Origin of the sequence: Bacteroides mucinivorans (assembly GCF_034654355.2) — a bacterium.
GTDB classification, from domain to species: domain Bacteria; phylum Bacteroidota; class Bacteroidia; order Bacteroidales; family Bacteroidaceae; genus Bacteroides; species Bacteroides nordii.
In genome coordinates this window covers 1,786,020-1,800,049 of the sequence record NZ_CP178179.1, presented here as the reverse complement: position 1 = coordinate 1,800,049, position 14,030 = coordinate 1,786,020, and the positions used below count along the sequence as shown (strand labels likewise).

The window sequence follows — 14,030 nt, the reverse complement described above, 5'->3', positions numbered from 1 at the left end:
CTTTTTTTTACTCTTTATCTCTTTCCGGTGAAAAACGAACCGGATCGTTGTATTGCTCCTGCAACTTCAGCATTTCTTCTTTAAGTTCTCCCACTACAGGTTCATACTCTGCTTTTCCATATAAGTTATGCATCTCAGCAGGATCTTTCTGAAGATCATACAACTCCCACCAGTTTATATCATTATAAAAGTGAATCAACTTATATCGTTCCGTGCGAACACCGTAATGGCGTTTTACCATGTGTTCGGCAGGATATTCATAAAAGTGATAATACAACGCTTTTCTCCAATCTTTGGGATGCTCTCCTCTCAGCAAAGGCAATAGAGATACTCCCTGGATATCATCAGGAACAGGAGCACCTGCCAACTCAAGAAAAGTAGGTGCATAATCGATATTCTGTACCATTTCCGTTATATCACCTTTCCGGTCGAATCCTTTAGGTAAACGCATTATAAGCGGAGTACGCATAGATTCCTCATACATAAAGCGTTTGTCAAACCAGCCATGTTCGCCCATATAAAATCCCTGATCGGAAGTATAAACCACCAACGTATTGTCCAGCATTCCCTTTTCTTTCAGATAGTCGAGTACACGCCCTACATTATCATCCAGAGATTTCACTGTCTTCATGTAGTCGCGCATATACCGTTGAAACTTCCAGTTGGCCAGTTCTTTTCCTTTTAGGTTCTGCTTATAAAAATCATCAATCACCGGACCATAAAACTTATCCCAGGCAGCCCGCTGCTCCGTATTCATACGTCCGAGGAATTTCTCATACAAAGATTTCAAACGTGAATTCTTATTCGGGCGAAGCATTTTCAGGTCATAGATCATATCCATATCCTTCACAATACTCATTTCCTGTGCAGCAGCAGCCGGACGGCCTTCATAATCATCAAAGAAGTTTCCGGGAAGAGAAAATGTCTTATCTTCATACAGTGCCAGATTACAGGTATCTGCCATCCAATTACGATGAATAGCCTTATGGTGAATCAACAGACAGAAAGGTTTATCCTTATCCCGTTTGTTCTCCATCCAGTCAATAGCATCATCTGTGATAATATTTGTGACGTAACCTTGTTTCTGAATCGTATCATTATCCTGAGTAATAAAATCCGGATTATAATAATCGCCCTGGCCTGGCACTATCTCCCAGTAGTTGAACCCTGTAGGCAGACTCTCTAAATGCCACTTCCCTACCAAAGCAGTCTGATAACCAGCCTTCTGTAACAACTTCGGAAAAGTTTGTTGTGCACTATCAAAAACACAAGTCGTGTTATCATAGAATTTATTGGCACAACTATGCTTACCGGTAATCATACAGGCACGGCTTGGACCACTCAGCGAATTAGCAACAAAACTATTGGTAAAGCGTACACCATCATTGGCTATACGATCCAGATTAGGAGTTTCCATATAACGGGTATCATAACAACTCATCATTTGAGCCGTATGGTCGTCCGTCATAATATATACAATATTATATGGTTTTGCTTCTTCCTTTTTTTGTTGTTGACAAGAAGTTACGACAGCCAATGTTGCCAATCCGGCAAAGGGATAAACTATTTTTAAGTCTGGTCGGTTCATGGTAAAACAAGATTAATATAAATACAATAATTTCTCTACCCTTTATTATTTAGTAGTTCTATGTTTCTTTTAAATACAAATTTACGACAGCAGGTACTAATCCAATGTTCGAAAATAATTTTATATATTCCAAAAATGTCCCAAATATGTCTTTTTTTGAATTTTATTTGAAAGAAAGAACAAAAACAATAAACGATAGCTCTTAAATAGAGTAGTAGCAAACCATGCTACTACCCCTGTTGCAGAAAACAAAACTCTTTCGGATGTTTCTGCTGCTTCATTACAAATCAACAGAATAATAAAATTAGTATCCGTAATTTTGATCGCTGGCAGATATTGACTCGTTAGTATTCAATTCTTCCTGTGGTATAGGTAACCGCAAATTTTTCTTCAAGAAATTTTCCGTTAAATCTCCATTATTAAACAGACGTTCTTTAAATCGATGTTCACCTAATTCCTTGTTCTCAACAATAGCTCTTGTAATATGATGATTATTCTGAATTTCCAAAACCTTCTTCAAATATTCAGTTCCTCGTCTGCGTGCATCACAATACATCGTTTGTTCACCAGCCAATTCAACCAAACGTTCCCAGAATATTTTATCTCTCACCTGATCTTTAGTAAGATTAGTTTCCCAGTCCTTAGGGTAAACAGCATTCGGCGTACCTGACTGCCGCGCTCTCTGTAATACTTCTTTCACCAGACTAATAGCCTTTCCTGTTTCACCAGATTCATTCAGCACATCCGCCATCATCAATAAGAAATCAGCATAACGATATACAATAAGATTCATATGCGAATTTTGAGCAGTAGAATTCAAGTCCATCGCTTTCTTATAATAAGACCATCCGTAATGTTCTCCGGTAGGCTGTACAAAACGTTTCACCAACTTATCATCAACCGCCTCTAACTCTTCAACTGTAGGATTGGTAGGATCGTTACATATACTATAATTTATTTCTACATTATGAGTAACCCGACCCTCTTTGTAACTCAATTTCGGATAAGCAAACTGATTTTCACCATTACTCTTATTTACCCATGTTGAAAGAACAGTTGCACCATATCTCGGATCGTCCGGATAGGTACCTTTCAGATAGTCATGAAAAGCTTTTGAAATACGAATACGTCCCCATGATATACCGGCTGTAGAGTTTTGAGGAGCAAATATCCAACTTCCACGATTACCGGTAGTAGAAGATTCTGTTGAAAAATTGAGTTGGAATATAGATTCTTTCGAGTTTGAATGTTGTACAAACAAGTTTGAATAGTTTGGTTCCAATTGAAATTTTCCATATACAAATTCACATTGTTCCAAAGCTAACTCCCAATAAGTCTTGCTACCCGAAGCTTGTTTTCCCTGGCATGCCAAATACCAATATAGTTTAGCCAAATAAGCATGCGCTGCAAGTCCCGAAGCTTTTCCGGCATCTGCGGTTTCAGTCAATCCACCAATAGCATCTTTCCAATCACTTTCAATCTGTGCTGCAATCTCTTCTTCAGTAGCTCTCGGAATAGAAAGCGACTTGAGAGATGGAATTGTATTACGCAAAGGTACTCCACCAAAAGTAGTCAACAGATGGTAATATGAGAATCCCCTCAGAAATTTAGCTTGTGCTACTAATCCGTTTTTAAAGTCCTCGTCCAATGGGCTCTCTTTCATATTCTCTATAAAAAATGTTGTCTCTGAGACCGTTTTATATAAACTTCTCCAAAACATCTTGGTTATCACACAACCAGAAGATACGTTCAGAGATACGTAACGGTCCTGATCACTGGCATTTGTCTGTGCCCATCCCAAACCGGATGCTCCCACCAGTAATTCCTGAGCAGCCTGCCCAAAACCATCATAAGTAGTCAACTGTCCATAACAGGAAAGCAATGCCAACTGAGCTGTATTCTCATCCAAAAACACAGATTCACTATTCAAAGCATATTGCGGATCTTCATCCAGGCAGGAAGAAAAAGTACAAATAGCTAATAAGAAATATATTAATTTTAATTTTTTCATAATACCTGATTAGAATGTTACACTTAAACCAAAGATATAAGAACGTGACTGAGGAAATGAGTTCATATCAACGCCTCTTTTTAAACCATCGAATGCAAAAGTATTCACCTCCGGATCATATCCAGAATAATTGGTAATAATGAATGCATTTTTTACAGAAGCAAAAATATTTATATTCTCGAAACCTATTTTACTGACAATACTTTTCGGCATAGTATATCCCAATGTTATATCCGAACATCTCAGGAAGCTACCATCTTCAATATATCTGTCAAGTACAGCTGAAGACGGATTTGTACTATTTACTCCCGGATAAAGGTTTGTAGGATTATCAGCCCTCCATATATTAGCATAAACCTCTTTACGAATATTATTAGATGAATTCTTGGCAGGCATAGCTTCATAGCGCAGATTACTATTTAATAAATCATTTCCGTAAACTCCATTAAAGGAAGCTGATAAAGAAATGTCTTTATAAGTCAATCTGGTTTGGAAACCATATGTAAAATCCGGATTCGGATCTCCCAGAATTACTTTATCATCTTCAGTAATCATACCATCACCGTTACTATCGACAAATTTAATATTACCCGGGTCCGTACTACCTGCAATCGTATTCTTGTTTTCACTTTTCTGAGGAACATCATCTCCCTCCTGAATTATACCATCTGTTTTATATCCCCAAAACAAACCCGGAGCTTTTCCTTCAATAAAGATATTTGCAACACCAAAATGGTCACCTATTGAGTTCCCTAAATAAGCTGAATATTGATTATTGCCATAAAAAGCAAGAGGTAATCCTAATTTTCTGATCTTAGAACTGTTAAAACCGATATTACCCGATACATTCCAAGTGAAATCTTTAGAACGGATAACATCTGCATCCAAAGAAATTTCAAACCCCCTATTTGACAAAGAACCTTGATTCATCAGGATATTCGCAAAACCTGTAGTGAAAGAAACAGAACGATCGATGAGTAAGTCATCTGTACGTTTATAATACCAGTCTAATGTACCGGACAGGCGATTATTGAATATAGCAAAATCAAGACCAATATTATAGGAAGTTGTCGATTCCCATTTCAATTCAGGATTCTGCAAATTACTTACAGCCAAAGCCAACTCTTTATTACCGTTAGCATCTGCATAATCAATTGTCTTTTTATAATTATAAAAACTATTGTATGGATCTATAGACTGATTTCCTGTCTGTCCATATCCTAAACGAAATTTCAACTGATCAATCCAAGGAGTATTTTCTCTGATAAAGTCCTCTTGTTCCATACGCCATGCCAAAGCTGCGGAAGGGAAGTATGCCCAGCGGTTGGATTTCACAAACTTACTTGTACCATCCGCACGGAATGTAGCCGTCAGCAAATAACGTCCTTCAATAAAAGATAAATTTAAGCGTCCCAGATAAGAGAGCAACTGATAGTCTTTCTGAATGGGTTGCTCTTCATTAATGGTACCTGCCATATGTAACCCTTTGGTACGGAACGAATGATTTTCAAAATTACGAGCCGAAGTAACTTTGTTCAAATATCCATAGTCATCATAAGTGACACCTACAGTGGCTGCAATATCAACAATGTTTTTAATCTTCGTATTGTAATTTACAATATTCTCAACCGTATAATGGTTCTTTTCCAAATTTGTCAGACCAAGAGAACCATTATCATTTTCTCCTTTAAATAATTGGAGTCCAAACCAGCGTCCGCGATTTTGTGTAAAGATATCACCTCCTACACGTGCATTATATGAAAAACCTGCACCGATATTCCATGTCAGATCTGCCGAAGCTCTGAATGTTTTTTCTGTCGTAATATCATCATAATCATTAATCCAGCTCCATACAGTTGTTTTTTGTTCTGCCGACAGATTTTGCTCACCCGATGGAGCCACATAAGGTGCCGAGTCAAGAGCTGTACGAGTAACAGATCCGGTTGCTCCCCCTCTGGTATCTCCTCCCGACATCATATCATTCTGTTTGATAGAGCCATTCAGTGCCAAATTAAGTTTCACGCTCTTAGACAAATCCATCGAAAGATTTGTACGCAGGTCACCCTGTTTTAAACCTGTATTATAAACAATACCATTGATATCTTTAAAAGAAGCAGAAACATAATAAGTAGTTTTATCGTTACCACCATTAATAGTGGCTGAATAATTCTGAGAAAAAGCACTCTGATAGATCTCTTTTTGCCAATTATGATAAGTTAATACATTGTAAGATTCCGGATTTTCAGGATCATACTCTCCACCGGAATAAATATAACGCACTTCATTGTTTTCAAAAAAGAATTGTGCAGCCTTTTCTCCCAGTTGCTCGTTACGAAAACGTCCATACTCTTCCAGATTCAACATATCCTTCAGTTTCGTAGCATTCGCTATTGTAAAGTTGGCACTTAAACTTACTTTTGGTTTCCCGCTCTTTCCTTTCTTCGTCGTGATAAGGATAACTCCATTAGCACCGCGCGAACCATAAATAGCCGTAGCCGATGCATCTTTCAGAATCTGGATATCTTCAATATCCTGTGGATTCAAACTGGTCAATGGATTTTGAGCTGTCTGAAAATCACCATCACCAAATGCACTGGCGGCAAACTCACCGGTTGAAGCCTGCGGTATGTTGTCAATTACATACAAAGGCTGATTATCACCACGCAGAGAGTTGGCACCACGAATTGTCACCGAAGAAGCTGCACCTGGAGTAGCTACAGTGGCTCCTACATTTACACCAGCTATTTTACCTTGTAACAGATTATCGATAGAAACAACTTTTGCTGCTTCATTCTGATCAGGTTTCAAAGAAGAGATAGCACCGGTAACATCTCCCTTACGAACTGTTCCGTATCCTACAACTACTACTTCATCTAATACTTCTGAATCCTCAACCAATTTGATATTAATAGTTGTTTGATTACCAACTTTTATTTCCTGGGTTTTATATCCGATAAATGAAATTACCAAAACAGCATTACTGCCAGATACAGAGATTGAATAATTACCGTCAATATCTGTAATGACTCCATTTGTAGTCCCTTTTACCAAAACATTTGCACCAATAACTCCCTCATTTGACTCGTCTGTGATCTGTCCTTTCACTACCTTAGACTGCTGTACATCGTCAACAGCAGCATGTAACGATAGAAAAGGAATAATCATAAACAGAGCAAAAGCCAATAAACTAAATTGCCATTTGTTTTTCATACGTTATTATATTAAGTTTCACTGTTATTTTATCTGTACTTTCGCTGTAGCTCCACCCGTAGAAGAACTTACTTTCAGTACGTATAATCCCTCCCAAAGGGAATCTAATGAAAATCGAATTTGTTTTTCACCTACTGTACTATATACCTTATTACCGGATATAGAAAACAGATCACACACAACTTTACCTTCAAAAGGTACGTCTACCTGAAAATTACCATCAGAAGGATTGGGATATACATTGATCTGAGCTGATTGGGAATATTTTTCTTTTATTATGCCTACAGGGCCTTTATCCACCTTTGTTACTAATGTATCTACATTGGAATGAATAGCCATACTCAAAGCACGCACCAGACTCAACTCATTTTGTACACTTAAATCATTTCCCATATCAAAATACATACACCCACCAGTATTATTATCAACCAATAACTGCATTTTCTTTTGTACTTCCTTCACTCCATTAAATGTATAACTCACACCACTGATAGTGCCTGTATTCGATTCCGGTGTCACTGTAGAAAAATCCAAGTCTTTATATCCTTTTACATTTTTTGCAGAGTTATCACTCATAACAGCCGTTGTTGCCATAGAAAGACGAATCTTTTCTGCAGGATAACCATAATTCACAGCAGTAGTATAAAAAGAAGAATAAGCATCCCATACCAAACTGCTCTTTCGTGGTCCATAATTCTGGAAAGTAACAAAGTCAACTGCTTCAATAGCATCCAAAGGCATTGTGTATGAAACCGGATGCAAACTTACACTAAAAATTTTATTATCCGGCATTACTGCACGTATAGCTTTTACCATTGCTCCATAAGATGCCCATTTAGAATTATTCGGATTATTATCCAACCACTCCAAATCAATATCCACACCATCGCAATAAGGAAGTAACGCCTCAATTCCTTTAGCTATATTAGTACGCCAGAATTCATTACCTATATAGTTAGGCCAGTTTTTATTTCCACTCGCATCACTATCCGAACTGATCAGGCCTATTCTTATTTTAAATCCTCTGTAACCTTCATATAAATTCCGGGTCTGTTCGATCATCGCTTTCCAACCTCTGGAATTATATCCAATATTATTTTCCCGGTCAAATCTCCAATAACCATCAAAGTATATCGCATCACTTCCACCACCCGGAAATTTTGCAGCAGATAATGTTCCATCCATATCTGAAGCAAAAGAAGTACGCGCATTTCTACAAACCATCAAATCATCCATCTTCCCTATAAAACCGGAACCTACCATAGCATCAGCATCTATATCCTTAAGAGTATACATCGTACCATCAGAAGGCTTTGTTATGGTTCCTTTAGCACTTTGATTATTAACATAAAGACGAATCGGATTACGGGATGAATTGGGATCCATTGTCACAGCAATATGTTGCCATTGGCCTACATTGAAGACGTCATTACACTCCATCTGCCATCCATCTGCTTTAATAATCAACTGTTTGTTTTCCTCTTTTCCCAGATATATACCAAATAAATTAGTATCACTCTCTTTTTGCTCAAATAGAACAGCATTCTCTGCCCATTCTTTCACATTAAACCAGCCTTCAATAGTTGCCGCTGCACTTGCTGGTGCCCCTTCACGAAGCGCTTTACCTAAATTCACTTCGCCGGTGCCATCTAAAACTAAAACGCCCGAACGTTCTCCATCCATAGCCAGATAGGTAGCTCCTCCTGTCACAGTAGCATCGTCTAAAGCTGTCATCGTCACTTCACCGGTTTTTCCATTCACCGAAGCATTCAAAAAAATCAGATCATTTGTCAGTAAATGCATATCCTGATCGATCTGTAAACGGTCGGAATGACGATTAAAATCAGAATATCCACTCACAACACGATAACGGAAATAATCATTATCTGTCACTTTTTCACGTTGAGCAATCCCATTTAAAGTACCATGATGTGTAAATTTGTAGTCCACGATATCCGGACACTGCTCCTGGTCAAACTTGTAATACAAAACAAGATGTTCCCACTGCGGATGAAATTTATTAACCGTATTCTGAAACATCAAAAGCTCCTTACTATCACTCGGCATTGCAGTATTCCACAAACGAAATTCATCCAAACGCCCTTTAAAACCTTGACCTAATACCAGATTTTCATTAGATGAAGGCATTTGTAGTTTATTATTGGCATTCCACGTCTTCACTCCATTCACCCAAGTATCTGCTCCGTTTGCAAATACTCCGAACGAAACCTGTGTCCATCCATTAACAGAAATTCCTGTAACCGTAATTTCCTGATCTGCTACTTTGAAAATGATATTTCCCTGAACAGAGGATAATCTAACTGAAAATTCACTGGTCCCAGAACCCCGCTTAAAAATATAAGCACCCGTACTCCACTCCTGTGGAGACATCAGAAACTGAACGGCATATTCATTTTTTCCATCCACTTCAGATACTTGTCCACAAGTAACATAATCACTTCCAGAAAGTCTTAAAGCATAATTAACGACTTGTGCCTGTACCCAAGAGAAACAGAAGCAACAGCCCACAACCAATGAAAATATCTTCCCTACCTGTCCCATAGTTATATTAAATTTAAAGAAATAGAAATTAAAAGAGGCCGGAACTATACCGGCACCCTTTTTCTTTGTCACCTGAAATAATATTCAACTGATTACAATACTACTTTGGTTGATTTAGTACCTACTTTTACAATATAAGCTCCTGAAGCCATTGGAATTTCCATAAATCCGGGTGTTGCTTCAGCACTGTAAACTAACTGTCCAACCAAATTATAGATATGAACCTCTTCACCGTTGTTTGCATTATTTACATAGATTGAATGACGATCCCAGGCAACAAACGGAGCATTTGTATCTTCCATTGAGCCAATACCTACAGAACCACCACCTTCTGCCCCATTCGGTTTGTCCATACCATGCATAGAGTCATCTGAATTTGGAGTACCTTCTGTATTTACAAAGTCTCCTTCCGGATTTTTTATAAAAGTAATTTCATAAAGATACAAAGCGGACTCTCCCATCATTTGCCCATCAAAGCCAACACGAGCACGGAAAGGATCTGTAGTACCAGTGACTGCACCAACCTGGAATTGCCACCAACCGGTATCTCCAGTATACAATACTTCATTTTTTGATCCAAGCAGTTTATTATTACCACCACCGGAAACTAACTCTAAATTTATTTTTTTAGCACCTACCGCCAGACTGGAAGCTAATTTCATCTGAAAAGTAACACGATAATTGTTTCCTCCCTCAGCACTTGCCGGTCCAACAAACGCCAAGTTAAACCAACCCATAGATAAATTTCCCGTAGAAGCCGGGCCTGCTACAGACGCAGGGGCATCCTTCCCTTTTAATAATAAAAGATGTCCAAACTCACTATCAACAATGGAGAGACCAGAAGATATGGCTTCTTCAGTTGTAATGTTCGCAGGAGCCACACCTGCAACAATAGAACCTGCTACATTCAATTCTGCAACACTGGGATTAGCCCCGGTTCCCCAATACATCTGGACGGGTCCTACCGGAAGATCTTTAAACTTAAATGATGCAGGAGTTACATCTTCTTGTGCGAAAACATTAGCAGCCATCATCAGTGCGACTGCTGAAAGGAGTACATTTCTTCTCATAATAATAGAAAATTAAAAGTTAATAATTTGACTCCAATCGTTCTTTACTGATTTTCACTAATCAAATACATAACGACTTTTGTCTTTGCAAACATATGACTTGAATCACAAATCAATGTTCAAAAACAACTTTTTATACTTCCAAAAACATCTAAATTACCCATTAATAGCAAGTTTTAGATATTCCTGGAAGTGAAAATAAGAAATAGTGGAGATACCACAAATACGTATCCTTAAATCTCCTGCCCCTGATGTACTTATGTTGAATAATCAAAGCCTTCCGGAATGATTATATCATGACAGCAAACAGTATAATGAGGCAATCGAATACAACAGAAAGTAATGAAGAATGCTGGGCAGAAGGATTAATTTACCGAATAACCCTCTAATAGTTGTTTTTTCAACAACTATACTTTATTCTGTTTTTTCCCAATGAAAGCTATTTTATCTGGAAATCCTTTAAGAGAAGTAGCTTTACTGCTTATAATCAACACTATAAACAATACATAATTTAGAATGAAAAAGTACGTATTTAATAGTGTATTAATTACTATCTTTTAGGATACAAAGTAACGTTACTTTGTATCCTAAAAGATAGTAGTTTTACATTGCTAAGGTTGTATATTTAAATTTCCCATTAACAATGTTAACAGATTTTCTATTTCATTTTTCACAAAAACAGTACATACTACAAACTACTCATATTCTAAAATTATAAATTAATCATTATTTTATAGGCAAAACATAAATCATTATCGTACTCTGTTAATAAAATAAATATGACCAAGATTTACTCCTTTGTCCGAAAACAATAATCGATCAGGGATTGTTGGTTGGACAGAGAAAGCAAAAGTTTTCAATCAAAAAATAGTATTAACTAAACGCTTCAATTATGAAAAAATTATTTTTAGCATTTATGATAGCGATAGCAGCTACTGGATTAAATGCCCAAACATTAAAAGGTGAAGGTTCTCTTCTTGGGAATGTAGGTTATCAGACCAATTATGAAAGGTTTGGATTGGGAGTACAAGGACGTTATGTAATAGCAAAAAATCTTCGGATAGCCCCGGATCTTACATTTTTCTTTCCTAAAGATAAAGTTACGGGATTAGATGTAAATATCAATTTTCATTATGTCTTTAATTTCAGTAAAGACGGGCAGGGATTTTCTGTTTATCCCCTTGCCGGGTTTGGTATGCAAAACAATTTTTATGGGAAACAAGATACTGAAATTGATGGGCAGCATGTAAAAATAGGCAGAGACAATACAAGTAAATTTGCCTTCAATCTTGGTGGTGGTATAACGCTGCCATTGTCTGAACACAGTTACTTAAATGCGGAAGCGAAGTTCATGTTTGCCCACGATGACAATGTCGTTATCATGTTGGGATACGGATATAAATTCTAAATACTGATAACTAAAGCTACACCAATCGCTTTCTATACTTATAACTATGAGGCTATTTCCTTACGGGAGACAGCCTCTTTTTTGTGGTAAAGCTCCTACGGAAAAATGCATAAGGGAAAAGGGGGGCATCCTTTTAGCATTCTGTCAAAATGATATTCTTAATCCTGTAAAATAAGATATTTAAGGCATAAGTATGGGATAGTGTAAAAAATACCCGTATTTTCCCGGTTAGATAATTCAGATAGTTTGTATCATATTTCACTTCGTGTTAATATACTATGTATATCGTCTATTTTTATTACATTTTATTTGCAAACAATTTACATATCAACCATCTTGCTATTTTCCACTTATACACATACCGAGGGCAACCAGCAAAAAAGAGCCTCTTTTGAGGACAAATAAACTTTTCCCGTAGAGCATCGGGGTGATCTCCGTAGAGTTTCGAGTCGTTCCTCGTAGAGCTTCGGGTCGTTCCTCGTATACTCTATTAAAACCAAATGTTTCCGCAGAATATTGCTTTAATAAATGTTAACTACGAAAGATATGTCCTTTCTTCATTATGTTTTCTTTTTCATTACAATTAATGACTGACTCTACTTTCGTAACTATACCAATTGTTATATCTTATGGATGTTTCACTTATTTCTCGGTGATAAATGCCCCGTTTCTCGTAGAGAATCGAAGCGTTTGTCGTAGAGAAACGAGTCGATTCTCTACGACAAAATAATCTCTCATATAATGTATTAATTATCAATGTATTATAAAACCGTCTACTTGTTTTGAATATTTACTACCTAAACGGTCCATTTGTTCCTTTTTCAGCATTTATGTGTATCTGAAATCACAACACATCTCGGGTCTCTTTGTATATAATCCCTGTCATAGGTCTGTTGCTTGTGAATCAGACTGTAAATCAGCCGCAATAACTTATTGGCAATGTTATTCATCGCTACGAAAAAGTGCTTCTTTTCCACTTTATGCTTTTTTAGGAAGTATAATCTTATTTCTTTATTATGCTCCTTTGCCGAACGTGCACATAAGAAAAGCAGTGTTTTCAATTGTTTGTCACCCATTGGCGATATTTTATGTCCGCATTTCATCTTTCCCGATTCTTTTGGATAAGGAGCGATACCTGCGTAAGCAGCACATTTTTTAGCCGTGTCTAATTTTCTAAAATTCTCTGTCTTTATTATCAGCTCACAACTGGTCACAGGTCCTACACCGACAATGGAGGTAAGAATCTGATAATTCCTGCTGAATTCGGAAGAGTTTTGTATGAGGGCTTCTATCTCATGGTCAAGCCCGGATATTGGGGTATTTAACTCCGCAAGGACAGCTCTCCGTGCATGGACGGCCGCCAGGGAAACAGAAGATTTACAATTATCACCTATGTTTAAAGTGTCCAGGCGCTTACGAGATTCCACCAGCAGAGAGCGTGTACGATACAATTCCTGAAGTTCAGACATCTCTTCCCCAGCATAGAAACAAGGTCTGAGAAGGTCATAAAAACGTTCGGCATATTCACGGATACGACAGGCATCCAGAGGATCGGATTTACCACGCTGAAGCCCCAGACTATGCTTTATCTGATAACCCGGAACAAAACACAGGCATATCCGGTTTAAAGTACACAGACGAAGCAGTAGGTCGCCATAAACGCCTGTATGTTCCGCACAAAGAACGGCAGAGGAAGGCAAGGAGAGAAGAAACTTGCTGATCCCATGAACCGTGTTCTTTACACCGGATAAATGACGGACACTGCCCGATTCACTCAAAAAACTAACCTCAAAGCTTGACATTCCCAAATCAATTCCATAAATTTGTACCATAACATTTTTATTTAGTGAAGGGCTCCGATATTGAACGGCTACTACCATGATAATGGGATCCAACTCCCGAAATACTCTCTGGCTTAGGTTCAATAAATATGTCGTGCTTAATACGAGGAATAATCTAAAAGATTAATAGAGGAAGTAAGCTAACGCGACATATGGAGGCTTTCTTGTTTACGAGACAATATTAAGAAATTTATTCTTATTAACGTTCATAAAGAACTATGTTTTCCATGGCAAAGATAATGGTAGAGGAAAAAACTTATCCCGATATCATAAGAAAGATATGACACCGGGATAAGTAGAATATATATTCAAATGGAATCAAAATATACGAAACAAGATG

At 37.5% G+C, this 14,030-nt stretch carries 7 protein-coding genes; 1 reads left to right on the top strand and 6 read right to left on the bottom strand.

The window, feature by feature from the left end; genetic code table 11:
• Positions 1-7: 7 nt before the first annotated feature.
• From VCM39_RS06225 to VCM39_RS06205, 5 genes are all read right to left on the bottom strand, one after another.
• Complete coding sequence (locus tag VCM39_RS06225) at positions 8-1,588, bottom strand: sulfatase (protein ID WP_289291314.1); 1,581 nt, start codon at positions 1,586-1,588, stop codon at positions 8-10.
• Positions 1,589-1,892: 304 nt separating this feature from the next.
• Positions 1,893-3,599 carry a RagB/SusD family nutrient uptake outer membrane protein gene (locus VCM39_RS06220; RefSeq protein WP_221650464.1) on the bottom strand — a complete coding sequence of 569 codons (1,707 nt, stop codon included), beginning with the start codon at positions 3,597-3,599 and terminating at the stop codon, positions 1,893-1,895.
• Positions 3,600-3,608: 9 nt separating this feature from the next.
• The gene (locus VCM39_RS06215; RefSeq protein WP_221650465.1) at positions 3,609-6,809 is read right to left on the bottom strand and encodes a SusC/RagA family TonB-linked outer membrane protein; all 3,201 of its coding nucleotides are present in this window, start codon (positions 6,807-6,809) and stop codon (positions 3,609-3,611) included.
• A gap of 24 nt (positions 6,810-6,833) precedes the next feature.
• Positions 6,834-9,443 (bottom strand): LamG-like jellyroll fold domain-containing protein, encoded by a 2,610-nt coding sequence (locus VCM39_RS06210; RefSeq protein ID WP_322933875.1) that lies wholly within the window; start codon positions 9,441-9,443, stop codon positions 6,834-6,836.
• A gap of 20 nt (positions 9,444-9,463) precedes the next feature.
• On the bottom strand, positions 9,464-10,441 hold the full coding sequence (locus VCM39_RS06205; RefSeq protein ID WP_221650466.1) for a T9SS type A sorting domain-containing protein: 978 nt from the start codon (positions 10,439-10,441) through the stop codon (positions 9,464-9,466).
• An 892-nt stretch (positions 10,442-11,333) separates the two neighbouring features.
• Between VCM39_RS06205 and VCM39_RS06200 the strand changes: the two genes are divergently transcribed.
• Positions 11,334-11,849, top strand: a complete 516-nt coding sequence (locus tag VCM39_RS06200) for an outer membrane protein (protein WP_221650467.1) — start codon at positions 11,334-11,336, stop codon at positions 11,847-11,849.
• A gap of 821 nt (positions 11,850-12,670) precedes the next feature.
• On the opposite strand, the gene VCM39_RS06195 is transcribed toward VCM39_RS06200, so the two are convergent.
• The gene (locus tag VCM39_RS06195) at positions 12,671-13,681 is read right to left on the bottom strand and encodes an IS110 family transposase (RefSeq protein ID WP_413544830.1); all 1,011 of its coding nucleotides are present in this window, start codon (positions 13,679-13,681) and stop codon (positions 12,671-12,673) included.
• Between the last annotated feature and the right edge of the window lie 349 nt (positions 13,682-14,030).